The following is a 19,380-nucleotide window of genomic DNA, read 5'->3' as shown; positions in this document are numbered from 1 at the left end:
CAGATGTGGAAGCCCGGTAACGGGTGGAGCTGACTGGTACTAATAGGCCGAGGGCTTGTCCTCAGTTGCTCGCGTCCACTGTGTTAGTTCTGAAGTAACGAACTCGCCTTGTCGGCTGGAGTTCAACTTCATAGTGTTTCGGTGGTCATAGCGTTAGGGAAACGCCCGGTTACATTCCGAACCCGGAAGCTAAGCCTTTCAGCGCCGATGGTACTGCAGGGGGGACCCTGTGGGAGAGTAGGACGCCGCCGAACAACCCGCCCTTTTAGCTCAGTCGGTAGAGCGTCTCCATGGTAAGGAGAAGGTCAACGGTTCGATTCCGTTAAAGGGCTCAGAGAAGAAGGCCCCCGCCATTGGCGGGGGCCTTTTTTGTTTTGTGCGTACGGGAGGGTGGCCGGTACGGCGAGAGTTCCGGGCCCCGCTGCCGGGGGCCCGGAACACGGACCGGCTAGTCGCCCGTACGCGGTTCCGGGACGCGGAAGGCGAGGATGGCCATGTCGTCCGAGGCCGGCTCCGCGGCGAAGCGTTCCACCGCACGCAGGACCCGCGAGGCGACCGCACCGGCCGTAAGGCCCGTACACGTGGACAGGACGTCGCTGAGACCGTCGTCGCCCAGCATGCGGGAGCCCTCGCGCCGTTCCGTCACGCCGTCCGTGACGCACAGCAGGACGTCGCCCGGGTCGAGGGTCAGGGTCTGCTCGTACAGGTCGAGGTCGTCGATCACGCCCAGCAGGGGCTGGGGATCCGCGGCCGGCAGGACCTGCCCGTCGGGGCGGAGCCGCAGCGGCAGCGGATGGCCCGCGCAGACCACCTTCATGAGGGCACCGCCCTCCGGCTGCGGATGCAGCTCGCCATAGAGGAGCGTCAGGAAGCGGCTGCGGGCGCCCTCGTCGAGGATCGCCGCGTTCAGCCGCTCCAGGACCGCGGGGCCGCCCAGGCCCTCCCGGGCCAGCAGGCGCAGCGCGTGGCGGGCCAGGCCGGTGACGGCCGCGGCCTCCGGGCCCGTACCGCAGACGTCGCCGATGGCGAAGCCGTAGGCGCCGTCACGGATCGGGAAGACGTCGTAGAAGTCGCCGCCCACCTCGTTGCCCTCGCCGGCGGCACGGTAGATGACCTCGACCTCCATGCCGGGGATGGCCGGGGAGCCGGGCGGCAGCAGGCTGCGCTGCAAGGAACGGCTGATGGCCGTGCGCTCCGAGTACAGGCGGGCGTTGTCCAGGGCCAGGGCGGCACGGCGGGAGAGGTCCTCGGCGAGTTCGAGGATCTCCTGGCGGAAGTGGTCCTGGTGGGGCTTGCCCAGGGTGAGCAGGCCGATGACGCGGTTCCGGGCGAGGAGCGGCAGGACCACGGTCTCGGCGTGGACCGCCGAGGCGGCGGCCTGCCAGGGACGGGCGCCGGTCTCGGTGACCGGGTCCGGGGGCTCCACCCGGGACAGCAGGGCCTTGAGGTCGTCGATGCGGTCCTCGTCCTCGTGGAGCACGTACGAGAGGTACGGCTCGGAGGCGGTGTCGGTGATGGTGTAGACGGCGCACCAGGTGGCCAGGGTAGGGACGGTCATCTGCGCCATCAGGGCCAGGGTCTGGTCCCGGTCCAGGGTGCCGGCCAGCAGGTCGGAAGCCTCCACGAGGAAGGACAGGGAGCCGCGGCGCAGCCGCTCCAGCTCGCCGAGCCGGGCCGACTCCACCGCGAGGGCGATCCGGTCGGCCGCGAACTGAAGGCGCAGGGCGTCGTCGTTCGCGTAGCGGCCGGGGATCTCGGCGGCGATGCCGAGGGAGCCCGTGAGGCGGCCCTCGACCTTCAGGGGGACGGTGACGACCGAGCGCATGCCGGTGGCGTCCAGCAGCGGCACCGCACCGGGGGTGGTGGTGATGTCGTCGTGTACGGCGGGCATGCGGGCGGAGCCGAAGCGGTTGGTGCCGGCCTCGACGGGGACCCGGGCGAAGCGCTGACGGGTGGAGGGAAGGCCGGTCGTGGCCCTGACCTCCAGTTCCGTCTCGTCGTCCGTGGCCAGGAGCAGGAAGGCGGAGTCGGCGTCGAGCATGTCGCGGGCGCGTTCCACGGTGCGCTGGAGCAGGCCGTCGAGGTCGTCGGGGGCCGGGGAGCCGATGAAGACCTCGAAGGGGTCGGCGGCGCGGGGCTCGGTGAAGCGGGCGTCGTCGGCGGGGACGCGGGTGGGGCTCTGCAGGATGGCGCGCTCGTCGTCGTGGACCAGGAGGCAGACGGTGGAGGGCTCGCCCTGTGCGTCGCGGACGCGCAGGTGGGAGGCGTAGACGGGGACGACCCGGCCGTCGGCGGCGCGGATGCCGTAGCTGCCCTCCCAGCGGGAGAGGCGGAGGGCTTCGGCGACGCCGGTGCCGGTGCCGGGGGTCTGGGGCCAGGCGGCGAGCTCGGACAGGGGGCGGCCGAGGGCCTTCTCCGCGGGGTAGCCGAAGACGGCCTCGGCGTCCTCGTTCCAGGAGGTGACGGCGCCGGCGGCGTCGAGCTGGAGGACGGCGACGCGGACCCGGGTGTCGGCGAGGGGCAGCAGCTGGTCGGGGACCACGGGCCCCGCGGAGCGGGTACCGACCGGCCGGTCCGGAAGGTCCAGGCGGAACCAGACGTGTTTGCGGGCGGCCGTGTACTCGACGCCCCAGCGGGTGGCGAGGGCGGCGCACAGCATCAGGCCGCGGCCGCTCTCGCGGTCCGGGTCGGCGTACAGCCGGGCGGGAGGGGTGAGGGGGAGCGCGCGGTCCGGGTACTGGTCGGCGACCTCGACCCGTACGCCGTCCTCGGAGCGCAGGCAGAGGACCTCGGCGCGGGTGCCGGCGTGGACCACGGCGTTGGTGACCAGTTCGCTGGTGAGGACCACGGCGTCGTCGACGATGTCGGCGAAGCCCCAGCCCTGCAGGGTGTCGCGGACGAACGTGCGGGCAGCCGCGACCGAGCGCCCTACGGGATCGAAGCTGGCAGCCGCCCTGGCCGTGATCACGGGACTCCTCTGACGCGGATGGACAGTCGGACGCCAGGTTACTTACCCCGCCCCGGGTGCGGGCGCCGTCGTACGGGATTCCACCCGCAGGATGCGGGCGGTGTGCGATGGTGCCGGAATGTTATGGCCGGGTTCGGCCAGGGTGAAACACTGGGAAGGCTTGAGGGGCCGGACACGTCCGGCGAGCAGAGGTCGACCCTTTCGGGAGGGACACGGTGGAGGCTGGCGTAGCGGCGCGACGGACGGGTTCGCGGCCGAAGGGCGGTCGGGCCCGGCGGGGCGGCACGACGGAAGTCGACACCGCCGCGCTGAACCGGCTGCTCGTCGCACTGGTCGCGATGCGGGACGGTAACTTCCGCAGGCGGCTGACGGTGTCCGGCGACGGGGTGATGGCGGAGATCGCCGCCGTCTACAACGAGGTGGCGGACCGCAACCTCCACCTCAGTGGTGAGCTGTCCCGGGTCCGGCGGATGGTCGGGCGCGAGGGGAAGCTGAGCGAGCGGCTGGAAACGGGTGCCTGTGAGGGTGCCTGGGCCGCCGCCATCGACGCGTCCAACCAGCTCGTGGAGGACCTCGCGCGGCCGGTGTCGGAGGTCGGGCGGGTGCTGTCGGCGGTGGCCGAGGGCGACCTGCAGCAGCGGATGGACCTGCGGACGCTGTCGCCGGACGGGGTGACCCACCCGCTGCGCGGGGAGTTCCTGAAGGTCGGGCGGACGGTCAACAACCTGGTCGACCAGCTGTCGGCGTTCACCGACGAGGTGACGCGGGTGGCGCTGGAGGTCGGTACCGAGGGCAAGCTGGGCGGGCAGGCCCAGGTGCGGGGGATGTCGGGTTCGTGGAAGGACCTGACCGACTCCGTCAACACCATGGCGTACCGGCTCACCGCTCAGGTGCGTGACATCGCGCTGGTGACGACGGCGGTGGCCAAGGGCGACCTGTCGCGCAAGGTCACGGTGCACGTGGCCGGTGAGATGCTCCAGCTGAAGAACACCGTGAACACGATGGTGGACCAGCTGTCGTCGTTCTCCTCCGAGGTGACCCGGGTGGCCCGGGAGGTCGGTACGGAGGGCGAGCTGGGTGGTCAGGCCGTGGTGCCCGGGGTGGCCGGGGTGTGGAAGGACCTGACCGACTCGGTCAACACCATGGCGGGGAACCTGACCGCGCAGGTGCGGGGGATCGCGCAGGTCACCACGGCGGTGGCGAACGGCGATCTGACGCAGAAGGTGACGGTGAGCGCGCGCGGTGAGGTCGCGCAGCTGGCCGAGACGATCAACCAGATGACGGACACGCTGCGGACCTTCGCCGACGAGGTGACGCGGGTGGCCAGCGAGGTCGGCGCGGAGGGCCTGCTGGGCGGTCAGGCGCAGGTGCCGGGTGCGGCGGGTACGTGGAAGGACCTGACCGACTCGGTGAACACGGTCTTCCGGAACCTGACCACGCAGGTGCGGGACATCGCGCAGGTGACGACTGCGGTGGCGAACGGTGACCTGTCGCAGAAGGTCACGGTGGACGTGGCCGGCGAGATGCTGGAGCTGAAGAACACCGTCAACACGATGGTGGACCAGCTGTCGGCGTTCGGTGCCGAGGTGACCCGGGTGGCCCGGGAGATCGGTGCCGAGGGCGAGCTGGGCGGGCAGGCGCACGTGCCGGGTGCGGCGGGCACGTGGAAGGACCTGACCGACTCGGTGAACACGGCGTTCCGGAACCTGACCGGTCAGGTGCGCAACATCGCGCAGGTGACGACGGCGGTGGCGAACGGTGACCTGTCGCAGAAGGTCACGGTGGACGTCTCCGGCGAGATGCTCCAGCTGAAGAACACCGTGAACACGATGGTGGACCAGCTGTCGTCGTTCGCCGACCAGGTGACCCGGATGGCCCGCGACGTGGGCACGGAGGGCCGGCTGGGCGGTCAGGCGCGGGTGGAGGGCGTGTCGGGGACCTGGAAGGAGCTCACCGACTCGGTGAACTTCATGGCCGGGAACCTGACCTCGCAGGTGCGGCAGATCGCGCAGGTGACCACGGCGGTGGCGCGGGGTGACCTGTCGCAGAAGATCGACGTGGACGCGCGCGGCGAGATCCTGGAGCTGAAGAACACCATCAACACGATGGTCGACCAGCTGTCGGCGTTCGCCGAGCAGGTGACGCGGGTGGCCCGGGACGTGGGTACGGAGGGCCGGCTGGGCGGTCAGGCGCAGGTGCCGGGGGTGTCGGGGACGTGGAAGGACCTCACCGACTCGGTGAACTTCATGGCGTCCAACCTCACCGGTCAGGTCCGCAACATCGCGCAGGTGGCGACGGCGGTGGCGCGGGGTGACCTGTCGCAGAAGATCGACGTGGACGCGCGCGGCGAGATCCTGGAGCTGAAGAACACCCTGAACACGATGGTCGACCAGCTCTCGAACTTCGCGGAGCAGGTGACGCGGGTGGCGCGCGAGGTGGGTACCGAGGGCATCCTCGGCGGGCAGGCGGAGGTGAAGGGTGTCTCCGGCACCTGGAAGGACCTCACCCAGTCCGTGAACTTCATGGCGAACAACCTGACCTCGCAGGTCCGCAACATCGCCGAGGTGACGACGGCGGTCGCGATGGGCGATCTGTCGAAGAAGATCACGGTGGATGCCAAGGGCGAGATCCTGGAGCTGGTCACCACGGTGAACACGATGGTGGACCAGCTGTCCTCGTTCGCGGACGAGGTGACGCGGGTGGCCCGTGAGGTGGGTTCGGAGGGCATCCTCGGCGGTCAGGCCCGGGTGCGGGGTGTCACCGGTACCTGGAAGGACCTGACCGACAACGTCAACACGATGGCCGGGAACCTGACGGCGCAGGTGCGGGGGATCGCGCAGGTGTCGGCGGCGGTCGCGGGCGGTGATCTGACGAAGAAGGTCACCGTCGAGGCGAAGGGCGAGGTCGCGGAGCTCGCCGACACGGTGAACACGATGGTGAAGACCCTGTCCTCGTTCGCGGACGAGGTGACGCGGGTGGCCCGTGAGGTGGGCACGGAGGGGATCCTGGGCGGTCAGGCGCACGTTCCGGGGGTGTCGGGGACGTGGAAGGACCTCACCGACTCGGTGAACTTCATGGCGTCCAACCTCACCGGTCAGGTGCGTCAGATCGCCATGGTCACGACCGCCATCGCCAAGGGCGACATGACCAAGAAGATCGACATCGACGCGCGCGGGGAGATCCTGGAGCTGAAGACCACCATCAACACGATGGTGGACCAGCTGTCGTCGTTCGCCGACCAGGTGACGCGGGTGGCCCGTGAGGTGGGTACCGAGGGCATCCTGGGCGGTCAGGCGCGGGTGCGGGACATCGACGGCACCTGGCGGGACCTGACCGAGTCGGTGAACGAGATGGCCGGGAACCTGACGCGGCAGGTGCGGGCGATCGCGGCGGTGGCGACCGCGGTGACCCGCGGTGACCTGAACCTGAAGATCGACGTGGATGCGGCCGGGGAGATCCAGGTCCTGCAGGACAACATCAACACGATGATCGCGAACCTGCGGGACACGACGCTGGCCAACAAGGAGCAGGACTGGCTCAAGGGCAACCTGGCGCGCATCTCCGGTCTGATGCAGGGGCGGCGGGACCTCGACGACGTGGCTTCGCTGATCATGAGCGAGCTGACGCCGGTGGTGTCGGCGCAGCACGGGGCGTTCTTCCTCGCGGTGCCGTCCGGAGGCAGTGCCAACGAGATCGGGGTGGGCGCCGACGGCTCGTACGAGCTGCGGATGCGCGGGAGCTACGCGTACGCGGGCGGTCAGATGCCGCAGTCGTTCCGGCCGGGCGAGGGGCTGATCGGGACCGTCGCCGAGGAGAAGCGGACGATGCTGGTGGAGAACACTCCGCCGGGCTACCTGAAGATCGCTTCGGGGCTGGGGGAGGCGCCGCCGGCGCACGTGATCGTGCTGCCGGTGCTGTTCGAGGGGAAGGTGCTGGGCGTGATCGAGCTGGCCTCGTTCCAGCCGTTCACGCAGATCCAGAAGGACTTCCTCAGCCAGATCGCCGAGATGATCGGTACGAGCGTCAACACGATCAGCGTGAACTCGCGGACCGAGGTGCTGCTGAAGCAGTCGCAGGAGATGACGGAGCAACTGCGCGAGCGGTCCGACGAGCTGGAGAACCGGCAGAAGGCCCTGCAGGCGGCCAACGCGGAACTGGAGGAGAAGGCCGAGCTGCTGGCCCAGCAGAACCGCGACATCGAGGTGAAGAACACCGAGATCGAGGAGGCCCGGCAGGTCCTGGAGGAGCGGGCCGAGCAACTCGCGGTGTCGATGCGGTACAAGTCCGAGTTCCTGGCGAACATGTCGCACGAGCTGCGGACGCCGCTGAACTCGCTGCTGATCCTGGCCAAGCTGCTGGCGGACAACGCGGACGGCAACCTGTCGCCGAAGCAGGTGGAGTTCGCCGAGACCATCCACGGCGCCGGCTCCGACCTGCTCCAGCTGATCAACGACATCCTGGACCTGTCGAAGGTCGAGGCGGGCAAGATGGACGTCTCGCCGACCCGGATCGCGCTGGTGCAGCTGGTGGACTACGTGGAGGCCACGTTCCGGCCGCTGACCGCGGAGAAGGGGCTGGACTTCTCGGTCCGGGTCTCGCCGGAGCTGCCGGCTACCCTGCACACCGACGAGCAGCGGCTGCTGCAGGTGCTGCGGAACCTTCTGTCGAACGCGGTGAAGTTCACCGACAACGGTGCGGTCGAGCTGGTGATCAGGCCGGCCGGGTCGGACGTGCCGCAGGCCATCCGGGAGCAGCTGCTGGAGGCCGGTTCGCTGCGGGAGGCGGACGGCGACCTGATCGCGTTCTCGGTCACCGACACCGGGATCGGCATCGCGGCCAGCAAGATGCTGGTGATCTTCGAGGCGTTCAAGCAGGCGGACGGGACGACGAGCCGGAAGTACGGCGGCACGGGTCTGGGCCTGTCGATCAGCCGGGAGATCGCCCGGCTGCTGGGCGGTGAGATCCACGCGGCCAGCGAGCCCGGCCGGGGTTCGACGTTCACGCTGTACCTGCCGCTGCACCCGAGCGAGCTGCCGCCGCAGGGGTACGCGCCGCCCGCGCCGGGTGGCCGCGGCGACGCGTACCGCCGGCAGGCGGACGAGCCGGCGCCGCTGCCGGCGGCGAGCCCGGTGCAGCCCGCGGCGCCGGTGGCGGCTCCGAGGGCGCTGCCCGCGGTGTCGGCGGGGCAGGAGCGGCCGGAGCGGGCCGGGGCGCAGGGGCAGGGCTCCTCGGCGCTGTTCCGGCGGCGCCGGAAGGCGGCGCTGGGGGAGGAGCGGATGCGTGGCGAGGTGCCCGGTCAGCCCACGGGCGAGGACTGGGAGGCCGGGGAGCTGCCGCCGGTCCCGCGGACGTACGACTTCCACGGCGAGAAGGTGCTGATCGTCGACGACGACGTCCGGAACGTGTTCGCGCTGACGTCGGTGCTGGAGCAGCACGGGCTGAACGTGCTGTACGCGGAGAACGGTCGCGAGGGCATCGAGGTGCTGGAGCAGCACGACGACGTGACGGTCGTGCTGATGGACATCATGATGCCGGAGATGGACGGGTACGCGACGACGGCGGCGATCCGGCGGATGCCGCAGTTCGAGGGACTCCCGATCATCGCCCTGACGGCGAAGGCGATGAAGGGGGACCGGGAGAAGGCGATCGACTCCGGGGCTTCCGACTACGTGACCAAGCCGGTGGACCCGGACTATCTGCTGTCGGTGATGGAACAGCACATGCGGGCCGGGTGAGGGCGGCCGGCCGGCGGCCGCGGGAGTCCGGGGAAACCCGGTCCCCGGCGGTCGCCGGAGCGGGAACTCCGGCTGCTCTCCTCACGTTTTCGCTACGTGCACAGTGACATCCTGGTGACAGGGTGTGGCGATCTCGGGACTGGGGCTACGATGACCGGCACAAGGACGGGCCGGGGAGGCCCCATGCCGGGGCGAGGAGGGCAGGGCATGGTGCAGAAGGCCAAGATCCTCCTGGTCGACGACCGGCCGGAGAATCTGCTGGCGCTGGAGGCCATCCTCTCCGCGCTCGATCAGACACTGGTCCGGGCGTCGTCGGGGGAGGAAGCGCTCAAGGCGCTGCTGACGGACGATTTCGCGGTCATCCTGCTGGACGTGCAGATGCCCGGGATGGACGGGTTCGAGACGGCCGCGCACATCAAGCGGCGGGAGCGGACCAGGGACATCCCGATCATCTTCCTGACCGCGATCAACCACGGTCCGCACCACACCTTCCGCGGCTACGCGGCGGGAGCGGTGGACTACATCTCCAAGCCCTTCGACCCGTGGGTGCTGCGGGCCAAGGTCTCGGTGTTCGTGGACCTCTACACGAAGAACTGCCAGCTGCGCGAGCAGGCCGGGTTGCTGCGCCTCCAGCTGGACGGCGGCACCCCGAACGGCTCGGACAGCAAGGAGGCGGCGGGCCTGCTCGCAGAGCTCTCCGCCCGGCTGGCCGCGGTCGAGGAGCAGGCCGAGGCGCTCACCAAGCAGCTCGGTGAGGAGTCGGCGGACGCCTCGGTGGTGGCGACCGCCGCCCATCTGGAACGCAAACTGACCGGCCTGCGGCGGGCGCTGGACGCGCTGGAGCCGGGCGCGGGCGGTACCGCGCCGGTTCTGCCGGTCCAGACCTGACCGTACGGGCGCGCCCCCGCCGGGGGTGCGCCCGGCCTGGCGGTACGTCAAAACGCGTACGCGCGGCCCGACACGAACGGGTGAAGGGGTGGGCACGCGTGTCCACCGGCGCGCTCACCGGTAACCTCGCCCCCATGGCCTCACGTACGTCCGGCAAGGGTTCCCAGAGCACAGCGGGCACCGCGAAGGCCCGCACCGGCCGTACGACGGCGCCGGCCAAGAAGGCTGCGCCCGCGCGCAAGCCCCCCGCCAAGAAGGCGGCGCCCGCCAGGCGCGCGCCGGCGAAGAAGACCGCCAAGGCGGCGCCCCCGCCGTCGGGCGGTGTGGTGCGGCTGGTGCGGGCGCTGTGGCTCGGTGTCGCCCACGCGGTAGGCGCGGTGTTCCGCGGCATGGGCCGGGGTGCGCGGAACCTGGACCCGGCGCACCGCAAGGACGGCGTCGCGCTGCTCCTGCTGGCCCTGGCGCTGATCGTGGCCGCGGGCACCTGGTCCAACCTCCAGGGGCCCGTCGGCACGCTGGTCAGGATGCTGGTCACCGGCGCCTTCGGGCGGCTGGACCTGCTCGTCCCGGTCCTCCTGGGGATCATGGCGGTACGTTTCATCCGCCACCCCGAGGAGGTCGACGCCAACGGCCGCATCGGCGTCGGGCTGTCCGCCCTGGTGGTGGGCGTGCTCGGGCAGGTGCACATCGCCTGCGGGGCCCCCGGCCGCGGCGAGGGCGAGGCCGCCATGCGGGACGCGGGCGGGCTGATCGGCTGGGCGGCCTCCAAGCCGCTGATCTTCACCATGGGCGCGCCGCTGGCGGTGCCCATGCTGGTGCTGCTGACCCTGTTCGGGCTGCTGGTGGTCACCGCCACCCCGGTCAACGCCATCCCGCAGCGGCTGCGGCGGCTCGGCATCCGGCTGGGTGTGATCCAGCCCGGGGAGTACGACGAACAGCCCGGCGAGGACGGGGCCGCGGGCCGGCACGACCCGGAGCGCTGGCGGGCCCGGAGCGGAGGCGGCCGGCCCGCCGGGGGCGGCCCGGCGGATCCGGGCGGTGCCGCCGAGGAGGAGGCCCTCGCCAAGCGGCGGCGCAGGCGGCGCGACCCGGTGCAGCCGCCGCTGGACCGCGAGATGGACGCCGTGGACGTGGCCGCGGCGGCCGCCGCCGCGCTCGACGGGGCGGTGCTGGGCGGCCTGCCTCCGTCCCCGCTGGTCGCGGACCTGACCCAGGGCATCTCAGGCGGCCGGGCCGGCTCCGCCGCCGGTACCGCCGCAGGTACCGAGCCGACGACGCCGGTGCCGGCGGCGCCGGTCCCGGCCCGCGAGGAGGAGCCCGCCGCACCGGGCGGTCCCGGCCGGCCGGGCGCGGCGACGTCCGGGGGTGCCGGCCCGTTCACGGTGCCCGACCTGACCAAGGCGCCGCCGGAGGCGGGCGAGCCGCTGCCGCCGCGGGCCGAACAGCTCCAGCTGCGCGGGGACATCACGTACGCGCTGCCCTCCCTCGACCTGCTGGAGCGGGGAGGTCCGGGCAAGACCCGCAGCGCCGCCAACGACGCCATCGTCCACTCGCTGCGCAACGTCTTCTCCGAGTTCAAGGTGGACGCCGACGTCACCGGGTTCACCCGGGGGCCGACGGTCACCCGCTACGAGGTGACGCTCGGCGCGGCGGTCAAGGTCGAGCGGATCACCGCGCTGACCAAGAACATCGCGTACGCGGTGGCCAGCCCCGACGTCCGGATCATCAGTCCGATCCCGGGGAAGTCGGCGGTCGGCATCGAGATCCCGAACACCGACCGCGAGATGGTGAACCTGGGCGACGTGCTGCGGCTGGCGGACTCCGCCGAGGACGACCACCCGATGCTGGTGGCGCTCGGCAAGGACGTCGAGGGCGGCTACGTCATGGCCAACCTGGCGAAGATGCCGCACGTGCTGGTGGCCGGCGCCACCGGTTCGGGCAAGTCGTCGTGCATCAACTGCCTGATCACCTCGATCATGGTCCGGGCCACCCCGGAGGACGTCCGGATGGTGCTGGTCGACCCCAAGCGGGTCGAGCTCACCGCGTACGAGGGCATCCCGCACCTGATCACGCCGATCATCACCAACCCCAAGCGGGCCGCCGAGGCGCTGCAGTGGGTGGTGCGGGAGATGGACCTCCGCTACGACGACCTGGCCGCGTTCGGGTACCGGCACATCGACGACTTCAACCAGGCCATCAGGGAGGGCAAGATCAAGCTGCCCGCGGGCAGCGAGCGCGAGCTCAACCCGTACCCCTACCTGCTGGTGATCGTGGACGAGCTGGCCGACCTGATGATGGTCGCGCCGCGGGACGTGGAGGACTCCATCGTCCGCATCACCCAGTTGGCCCGCGCCGCCGGCATCCACCTGGTGCTCGCCACCCAGCGGCCGTCGGTGGACGTGGTCACCGGTCTCATCAAGGCGAACGTGCCCTCGCGGCTGGCCTTCGCCACCTCCTCGCTCGCCGACAGCCGGGTCATCCTCGACCAGCCCGGTGCCGAGAAGCTCATCGGCAAGGGCGACGGGCTGTTCCTGCCGATGGGGGCCAACAAGCCGGTCCGCCTGCAGGGCGCCTTCGTCACGGAGGAGGAGGTCGGCAAGGTCGTCCAGCACTGCAAGGACCAGATGGCCCCGGTCTTCCGGGACGACGTGACGGTCGGCCAGAAGCAGAAGAAGGAGATCGACGAGGAGATCGGCGACGACCTCGACCTGCTGTGCCAGGCCGCCGAGCTGGTGGTCTCGACCCAGTTCGGGTCCACCTCGATGCTCCAGCGCAAGCTCCGGGTGGGCTTCGCCAAGGCCGGGCGGCTCATGGACCTGATGGAGTCCAGGGGCGTGGTCGGCCCGAGCGAGGGCTCGAAGGCGAGGGACGTTCTGGTGAAACCGGACGAGCTGGACGGCGTGCTCGCCGTCATCCGGGGGGAGTCTCACCCGTAAGGGGCAAGGGGGCAACCGTTTCCCCTCGCCGCGCGTCGAGTTGAGGGAGGAGGGGGGAGAACCGGCCGCCATACTGATGGCGTACGGAGACCCGCCCTCCGGTTGCTCCACCCTTTCGTCACCCCCCTAGACTGGACGTCCAGCAGGTGGCTACACGCTCGAAAGGCGCCCTCGTGTCCATCGGCAAATCCAACTCCCCCGAAGACGACCAGCCTTCGACCGCTGAAGAGCGGCCGGAAGCCGGCCCGTCCATCGGCCGGATTCTCCAGCAGGCCCGGATCGCCGCCGGGCTCACCGTCGACGAGGTCAGTTCCATCACCCGCGTGCGCAGCCCCATCGTGCACGGGATCGAGCAGGACGACTTCACCCGCTGCGGCGGCGATGTCTACGCCCGCGGCCACATCCGTACGATCGCCCGCGCGGTCGGCGCCGATCCCGATCCGCTGGTCGACAGCTATGACGCCGCGCACGGCGGCCGCCCGGCCCCGACCCCCGCCGCACCCCTGTTCGACGCGGAGCGGATCAGGCCCGAGCGGCAGCGTCCCAACTGGACCGCGGCCATGGTCGCGGCCATCGTCGCCGTGATCGGGTTCGTCGGCTTCACCGCCTTCGGCGGTGGCGGCGACGAGGGCAAGCGGCCCGTGGCGGAAGGTTCCGCCTCGCCGGGGGCCGTGCCCAAGCAGACCGGCAAGGTGATCACCCCGACCGCGCCGGCCCCGCTGGCCCCCAAGCCGCAGCGGCCGTCGAAGCCGGTCAGCCCGGAGCCCTCGGACAGCGCCATCGCGGCGGTGCCGAAGGACGTGGTGACGGTGGTCCTCACCGCCAACGACGGCGAGAGCTGGATCTCGGCGAAGGACTCCACCGGCCGGACGCTCTTCGACGGCATGGTCGAGATGGGCGACTCCAAGACCTTCACCGCGAAGGAGTCCATCGACCTGGTGCTCGGTGACGCCGGGGCCGTCCAGCTGTTCGTGAACGGCAAGGAGATCAAGGACGATTTCCAGCCGGGACAGGTCGAACGTCTCACCTACACCAAGGACGATCAGCGCCAGGATCAGCCGCAGGCGGGCTGAACAGGTCATTCCGGTTCCCCGGGGCGCGGCGCCACACATGCCGCCGACCTCGGGGATCTTGGTTTACCGGGCCTTGGGGCGGGGGGCGCCGTTCGGACAAAGTAGTCTTGAGTCCATGCCCGAACGCCGTACCGTCGCCCTTGTCACTCTTGGCTGCGCCCGTAACGAGGTGGACTCGGAGGAGCTCGCAGGCCGCTTGGCGGCGGATGGCTGGGAGCTCGTCGAGGACGCCGCCGAAGCGGACGTCGCCGTCGTCAACACCTGTGGCTTCGTCGAAGCCGCCAAGAAGGACTCCGTGGACGCCCTCCTTGAGGCGAACGACCTCAAGACCGCGGCTCGTGAGGGGGGCGGCCGCACGCAGGCCGTCGTCGCCGTCGGCTGCATGGCCGAGCGCTACGGCAAGGAGCTCGCCGAGGCCCTCCCGGAGGCCGACGGCGTCCTCGGCTTCGACGACTACGCCGACATCTCCAACCGGCTCCAGACCATCCTCAGCGGCGGCAGCGTGGAGGCCCACACCCCGCGCGACCGGCGCAAGCTGCTGCCGATCAGCCCCGCCGAGCGGCAGAACGCCGAGGTGGCCCTGCCCGGCCACGCCCAGGAGCCCGTTCCGGCCCCCGCCGACCTCCCCGAGGGCCTCGCGCCCGCCTCCGGCCCGCGCGCGCCGCTGCGCCGCCGCCTGGACACCAGCCCGGTCGCGTCCGTGAAGCTGGCCTCCGGCTGCGACCGCCGCTGCTCCTTCTGCGCCATCCCGTCCTTCCGCGGCTCCTTCATCTCCCGCCGTCCCTCCGACGTGCTGGGCGAGACCCGCTGGCTGGCCGAGCAGGGCGTCAAGGAGGTCATGCTGGTCTCCGAGAACAACACCTCGTACGGCAAGGACCTCGGTGACATCCGGCTGCTGGAGACCCTGCTGCCCGAGCTCGCCGCGGTCGACGGGATCGAGCGGGTCCGGGTCAGCTACCTCCAGCCGGCCGAGATGCGGCCCGGGCTGATCGACGTGCTGACCTCCACCCCCAAGGTGGTGCCGTACTTCGACCTGTCCTTCCAGCACTCCGCGCCGGACGTGCTGCGCGCCATGCGCCGCTTCGGCGACACCGACCGCTTCCTGGAGCTGCTGGACACCATCCGCTCCAAGGCCCCGCAGGCGGGTGTGCGGTCCAACTTCATCGTGGGCTTCCCCGGCGAGACCGAGTCCGACTTCGCCGAGCTGGAGCGTTTCCTCAACCACGCCCGCCTCGACGCCATCGGCGTGTTCGGCTACTCCGACGAGGAGGGCACCGAGGCCGTCACCTACGAGAACAAGCTCGACGACGACGTGATCGCCGAGCGGCTTGCCCACCTGCAGCGGCTGGCCGAGGAGCTCACCTCGCAGCGGGCCGAGGAGCGCGTCGGCGAGACCGTCGAGGTGCTCGTCGAATCGGTCGAGGCGGTGGACGAGGACGAGACCGGCGCCTACGGGCGCGCCGCTCACCAGGCGCCCGAGACCGACGGCCAGGTGGTCTTCACCGACAGCACCGGCCTGGTCCCCGGACGTATCGTCGTGGCGAAGGTGGTCGGAACGCTGGGCGTGGACCTGGTTGCCGAACCGCTGGAGCGGGTGGAGCGCGAGGAGGCGGCCGGATGACCGGAGTCCCGGCATCAGCGGCGGGCGGGACCAACCGCCGGCCCGGTTCGGCACCCGGCGGGAAGCTGGGCGCTGCGGCCGTGAACCAGGCCAGCCTGTGGAACATCGCCAACATCCTGACGATGGTCCGGCTGGTGCTGGTGCCGGGATTCGTGCTGCTCCTGCTGGCCGACGGCGGGTACGACCCGGTCTGGCGGGCCTGGGCATGGGCGGCCTTCGCCGTCGCCATGATCACCGACGTGTTCGACGGGCACCTGGCCCGGACGTACAACCTGGTCACGGACTTCGGGAAGATCGCCGACCCGATCGCCGACAAGGCGATCATGGGATCCGCGCTGGTCTGCCTGTCCTGGCTCGGTGAACTGCCCTGGTGGGTGACCGGGGTGATCCTCGGGCGGGAGCTCGGGATCACGCTGCTGCGCTTTTGGGTGATCCGCTACGGGGTGATCCCGGCCAGCCGCGGCGGCAAGCTGAAGACCCTGGCCCAGGGCACCGCCGTCGGCATGTACGTGCTGGCCCTGACCGGGCCGCTGGCCACCCTGCGGTTCTGGATGATGGCCGTCGCCGTCCTGCTGACGGTGATCACCGGTCTGGACTACGTACGTCAGGCCGTGGTGCTGCGCCGCCGGGGTATGACGGCGGAGCGGGCCGAGAGGTGACACATCCGGCGGGGGAGTCCACCGGCGCCGCGGGGGTGGCGGCGGAGGTGCTGCGGGCGCTCGCGGAGAGTGACGGAACCCTCGCGGTCGCGGAGTCGTTGACCGGGGGGATGGTGGCCGCCGAGCTCACCGCCGTCCCGGGAGCCTCCCGGAGTTTCCGCGGGTCGGTCACCGCGTACGCCACCGAGCTGAAGCACACCCTGCTCGGGGTGGACGCGGCGCTGCTCGCCGCGCACGGCGCGGTGAACGCCCAGGTGGCCGAGGAGATGGCCGCGGGGGTGCGGCGCGCGCTGGGTGCTTCGTGGGGGATCGCGACCACCGGAGTGGCCGGTCCGGACCCTCAGGACGGGCAGCCGGTGGGGACGGTCTTCGTGGCCGTGGCCGGCCCGTGGGCCCGGAAATCCGTCCGACTGCGGTTGAACGGCTCCCGTACGGAAATCCGTAGGGAGAGTGTACGGACAGTGCTCGAACTGCTATCAAGCGAACTCCGTGACAATGCGCGGAGGCAGGATACGGAACAGAACGGGGGGATTTGATGTTTGCAGCCCTGAGTGAACACGACATCGCTCCCCGCACGGCCGCGGCGCGAGGCGGTACGGTGGGGCGTGAAGGATGCGGCTACACGGTCAGAGGAGGGAGCCACCGATGATTCTGCTCCGTCGCCTGCTGGGTGACGTGCTGCGTCGGCAGCGCCAGCGCCAGGGCCGTACTCTGCGCGAAGTCTCCTCGTCCGCCCGAGTTTCGCTCGGCTATCTCTCCGAGGTGGAGCGGGGGCAGAAGGAGGCGTCCTCCGAGCTGCTCTCCGCGATCTGCGACGCGCTGGACGTACGGATGTCCGAGCTGATGCGCGAGGTCAGCGACGAGCTCTCGCTCGCCGAACTGGCGCAGTCGGCTGCGGCGAGCGACCCGGTGCCGGCGCCGGTTCGCCCGATGCTCGGCTCGGTGTCCGTGACCTCGGTCGCGGGCGGCCCGCCGGAGCGGGTGACCATCAAGGCACCCTCGGAAGCGGTGAACGTCGTAGCCGCGTGAGTGCGTGAGTGTGGCCGGGCCCCGGCCGGCACGGGCAGCGTCCGTGCCGGCCGGGGCTCCGTGCTGTCCGGGGACGTACGCGGCGTACGGTCCGCGCGGTGTGCCCGGCTCGTCTCGGCGTCTCTCGGCGCGTTCCGGGGGTGGGTGCGATCCGCAGGGCCGGGCCGCTGCGTTCTGGGTGCGCGGCAGACGGGCGTACGGGACGATGGGCGGGTCGGGTCACGCGCCCTGGGAGGCCCCCGTGCGGCTCTTGCTCATACCCCTGGCCCTGGCGGCCGGGGCGCTGTGGTGGTGGGCCGTGGTCCGGCTCACCCTGACTCCCGGCACTTCGGGGCCGGTGGAGGGCGCGGTGGCGGTCGGCGGCTGGGGCCTGAGCCTGCTGCCGGTCCACTGTGCCCGGCGGGCGCGCCCGGAAGGCGGCCGTGGTCCTCGCGGCCCGGGCAGCAGGATCACCAGGGCATCACGACGCCGCCGTTCGGCCGCAGGATCTGGCCCGTCATGAACGACGAGGCGTCCGAGGCGAGGTAGAGCACGGCCTGGGCGATGTCCTCGGCCTCACCGACCCGGCGCAGCGGGGCCATCCTCGTCATCACGGCCTCCGTCTGCTCCTGGACCTCGGGGGAGTGGCGGCCGGTCATGGGGGTGCGGACCCAGCCCGGGGCGACCGCGTTGACCCGGATGCCGTGCGGGCCGGCCTCGGCGGCCAGGGTCTTGGTCAGCTGGACCACGGCGGCCTTGGCGGCGCTGTAGCAGAGCAGGCCCGGGCCTGCGGTGTCCACGGCTCCCGAGGCCATGGTGATGATGGAGCCGGGGGTCCGGGCGGCGAGCATGGCCCGCGCCGACTCCTGGCAGGCGTAGAGCACCCCCTTGAAGTTCACCTCCATCACCCGGTCGAGGTCCTCGTCGAGGGTGTCCACCACGCTGCTGGTGTGCATGATCCCGGCGATGGCGGCGGTGATGTCGAGCCGGCCGGCGGCGGCCACGGCGGCCCTGACCGCGCCCCGGTCGGTGACGTCCAGGGGGTGCGCGTGGCCGGTCCCGCCCGCCTCGGTGATCAGGGCCACGGTCTCGGCGAGGCCCCGCTCGTCGCGGTCGGCGCAGTGCACCACGGCCCCGGCTTCGGCGAGGAGCCGGGCGGAGGCCCGGCCGATGCCGCTGGCGGCGCCCGTGATCAGCGCGGTGCGGCCGGTGAGGTCGTACGAGGCGATGGGCATGACCGGGACGGTACGACCGGACCTGACGGGGCGTCAACACTCGGGGAGGGTGGACACGGGAGGGGGACGGGGGTCAGGGGTTCGGGGGCGCGGCGGGGTCCCCGTACACGTGCCAGCGGGTCACCTTGCCGTCCCGGACGGTGGCGCTCCAGCGGGCGGGGCCCGCGAGCCGCGGGTCGGAGCACTCCGAACGCCCGGCGGCGGACACCACCCCGTGCTCGGCGGTGACGGAGTCGAAGACGTTGCGGTAGTCGGGGAAGGCGGTGAAGAAGCCGCGCCAGGCGTCGAGACAGGCCCGGCGGCCCGCCACGACGGTGCCGGCCGGGTCGACGAAGGTGTGGTCCTCGGACATGAGGGCGCCCAGCCCGGCGAGGTCGCGGGCCCCGATCATGGTGTTGAAGCGGCGCACCACGGCCGCCGGGTCCTCGCCGACGGGCCCGGCCTGGCAGTGGGGGCACCAGTACGTGGGGCGGTCGTCCTGGGGGGCCTCGCGGACCGGGGTCCGGCAGCGCAGGCAGGGCCGGCCGGCGCGCCCGTACACGAAGAGCCTGGGGCGGCCGGGGCGGTGCGGGCCGGTGGTGGTGCGGTGGCCGGCGGGGCCGGCGTTCGCGCGCAGCAGGCGGTGGGCCGCGCCGGGAAGACGGTCGAGGACGGAGTCGGGGAGCGCGCCGACGGTGGTCCAGGGCGTCACCCCGGCCATGAAGCACAGCTCGCACTTGTAGACGTTGCCGATGCCGGCCAGCTTGCGCTGGTCGAGCAGCGCCTCGCCGAGGGGGCGGTCCGGGTCGGCCCGGAGGTTGGCGGCGGCCCGTTCCTCGTCCCAGTCCGGACCGAGCAGGTCGGGGCCGAGGTGGCCGACGGCCCCGCCCTCGTCGGCGGTGCGGATCAGCTCCAGGACGGGCAGCCGGTAGCCGACGGCCGTGCGCGCGCCGGTGCCGAGGACGGCGCGGACCTCGTGGTCGGGGCCGCCTCGCCAGCGTTCACCGGCCGCGTAGACCTTCCAGGCGCCGTCCATCCGCATGTGACTGTGCACGGTGAGGCCGCCCTCGACCCGGGCGAGCAGGTGCTTGCCGCGCGGGACGACCTCCAGGACCGTCCGCCCGGTGAGGTCCGCCGCCGCGAACCGGGGCACCCGCAACTCCGCGCGGGTCAGCCGTTCACCGGCCAGGGCCGCGTGCAGCCGTGCGGCGGCTCGCCAGACGCTGTCTCCCTCGGGCATGCGTCCATTGTGGGCGGCGCGCGCCCGGAAGGGGGAGT

11 protein-coding genes, 1 tRNA gene, 1 rRNA gene and 2 pseudogenes are annotated in these 19,380 nt (G+C 71.6%); 11 read left to right on the top strand and 4 right to left on the bottom strand.

Annotated features, from left to right (window positions below; genetic code table 11):
• Window positions 1-137 precede the first annotated feature (137 nt).
• Window positions 138-254, top strand: a 5S ribosomal RNA gene (gene rrf / locus ACFY61_RS04885).
• Window positions 255-259: 5 nt separating this feature from the next.
• Window positions 260-332: transfer RNA gene (locus ACFY61_RS04880), tRNA-Thr, on the top strand.
• A gap of 116 nt (window positions 333-448) precedes the next feature.
• Here ACFY61_RS04880 and ACFY61_RS04875 read toward each other — a convergent pair.
• Window positions 449-2,968, bottom strand: a complete 2,520-nt coding sequence (locus ACFY61_RS04875; RefSeq protein WP_389466981.1) for a SpoIIE family protein phosphatase — start codon at window positions 2,966-2,968, stop codon at window positions 449-451.
• Window positions 2,969-3,183: 215 nt separating this feature from the next.
• Here ACFY61_RS04875 and ACFY61_RS04870 point away from each other — a divergent pair, with 215 nt between their 5' ends.
• The 9 genes from ACFY61_RS04870 (at window position 3,184) to ACFY61_RS04830 (ending at window position 17,411) form a co-directional block, all read left to right on the top strand.
• Complete coding sequence (locus tag ACFY61_RS04870; RefSeq protein WP_389466978.1) at window positions 3,184-8,703, top strand: HAMP domain-containing protein; 5,520 nt, start codon at window positions 3,184-3,186, stop codon at window positions 8,701-8,703.
• A gap of 207 nt (window positions 8,704-8,910) precedes the next feature.
• Window positions 8,911-9,591 (top strand): two-component system response regulator, encoded by a 681-nt coding sequence (locus ACFY61_RS04865; protein ID WP_389466976.1) that lies wholly within the window; start codon window positions 8,911-8,913, stop codon window positions 9,589-9,591.
• Window positions 9,592-9,725: 134 nt separating this feature from the next.
• Window positions 9,726-12,527, top strand: a complete 2,802-nt coding sequence (locus ACFY61_RS04860; RefSeq protein ID WP_389466973.1) for a DNA translocase FtsK — start codon at window positions 9,726-9,728, stop codon at window positions 12,525-12,527.
• A 173-nt stretch (window positions 12,528-12,700) separates the two neighbouring features.
• The gene (locus ACFY61_RS04855; protein ID WP_389466971.1) at window positions 12,701-13,600 is read left to right on the top strand and encodes a helix-turn-helix domain-containing protein; all 900 of its coding nucleotides are present in this window, start codon (window positions 12,701-12,703) and stop codon (window positions 13,598-13,600) included.
• A 115-nt stretch (window positions 13,601-13,715) separates the two neighbouring features.
• Complete coding sequence (gene rimO, locus ACFY61_RS04850) at window positions 13,716-15,221, top strand: 30S ribosomal protein S12 methylthiotransferase RimO (RefSeq protein ID WP_389466968.1); 1,506 nt, start codon at window positions 13,716-13,718, stop codon at window positions 15,219-15,221.
• Window positions 15,218-15,880, top strand: coding sequence for a CDP-diacylglycerol--glycerol-3-phosphate 3-phosphatidyltransferase (gene pgsA, locus ACFY61_RS04845; RefSeq protein WP_389466965.1), 663 nt, complete (start codon window positions 15,218-15,220; stop codon window positions 15,878-15,880). Before rimO ends, pgsA begins: the two co-directional genes overlap by 4 nt.
• On the top strand, window positions 15,877-16,416 hold the full coding sequence (locus tag ACFY61_RS04840; RefSeq protein WP_389466962.1) for a CinA family protein: 540 nt from the start codon (window positions 15,877-15,879) through the stop codon (window positions 16,414-16,416). The genes pgsA and ACFY61_RS04840 overlap by 4 nt, the downstream gene beginning before the upstream one ends.
• Before the next feature lie 109 nt (window positions 16,417-16,525).
• A complete protein-coding gene (locus ACFY61_RS04835; protein ID WP_389466959.1) occupies window positions 16,526-16,909 on the top strand; it encodes a helix-turn-helix domain-containing protein in 384 nt (127 codons plus the stop codon).
• A 205-nt stretch (window positions 16,910-17,114) separates the two neighbouring features.
• Window positions 17,115-17,411, top strand: a complete 297-nt coding sequence (locus ACFY61_RS04830) for a hypothetical protein (protein ID WP_389466957.1) — start codon at window positions 17,115-17,117, stop codon at window positions 17,409-17,411.
• On the opposite strand, the gene ACFY61_RS04825 is transcribed toward ACFY61_RS04830, so the two are convergent.
• The 3 genes and pseudogenes from ACFY61_RS04825 to ACFY61_RS04815 form a co-directional block, all read right to left on the bottom strand.
• Entirely contained in the window at window positions 17,359-18,123 is a 765-nt protein-coding gene (locus tag ACFY61_RS04825; RefSeq protein WP_389466955.1) for an SDR family NAD(P)-dependent oxidoreductase, read from the bottom strand. The genes ACFY61_RS04830 and ACFY61_RS04825 overlap by 53 nt on opposite strands.
• 73 nt (window positions 18,124-18,196) lie before the next feature.
• Window positions 18,197-18,478: pseudogene (locus tag ACFY61_RS04820) on the bottom strand (nuclear transport factor 2 family protein); the annotation flags it as partial.
• A 77-nt stretch (window positions 18,479-18,555) separates the two neighbouring features.
• A pseudogene (locus tag ACFY61_RS04815) lies at window positions 18,556-19,342 on the bottom strand (Fpg/Nei family DNA glycosylase); the annotation flags it as partial.
• Between the last annotated feature and the right edge of the window lie 38 nt (window positions 19,343-19,380).

It is taken from the genome of Streptomyces sp. NPDC012888 (assembly GCF_042900645.1).
Classification (GTDB): domain Bacteria; phylum Actinomycetota; class Actinomycetes; order Streptomycetales; family Streptomycetaceae; genus Streptomyces.
The sequence above is the reverse complement of the archived record's forward strand: the minus strand, read 5'-3'. Positions and strand labels throughout refer to the sequence as shown.

What these genes read in the sequence shown, in the direction of transcription:
- pgsA (WP_389466965.1), top strand. Translation starts at nt 15,218, where the DNA reads ATGACCGGAGTCCCGGCATCAGCGGCGGGCGGGACCAACCGCCGGCCC.
- ACFY61_RS04865 (WP_389466976.1), top strand. Translation starts at nt 8,911, where the DNA reads ATGGTGCAGAAGGCCAAGATCCTCCTGGTCGACGACCGGCCGGAGAAT.
- ACFY61_RS04835 (WP_389466959.1), top strand. Translation starts at nt 16,526, where the DNA reads ATGATTCTGCTCCGTCGCCTGCTGGGTGACGTGCTGCGTCGGCAGCGC.
- ACFY61_RS04825 (WP_389466955.1), bottom strand. Translation starts at nt 18,123, where the DNA reads ATGCCCATCGCCTCGTACGACCTCACCGGCCGCACCGCGCTGATCACG.
- ACFY61_RS04860 (WP_389466973.1), top strand. Translation starts at nt 9,726, where the DNA reads ATGGCCTCACGTACGTCCGGCAAGGGTTCCCAGAGCACAGCGGGCACC.
- rimO (WP_389466968.1), top strand. Translation starts at nt 13,716, where the DNA reads ATGCCCGAACGCCGTACCGTCGCCCTTGTCACTCTTGGCTGCGCCCGT.
- ACFY61_RS04830 (WP_389466957.1), top strand. Translation starts at nt 17,115, where the DNA reads ATGGGCGGGTCGGGTCACGCGCCCTGGGAGGCCCCCGTGCGGCTCTTG.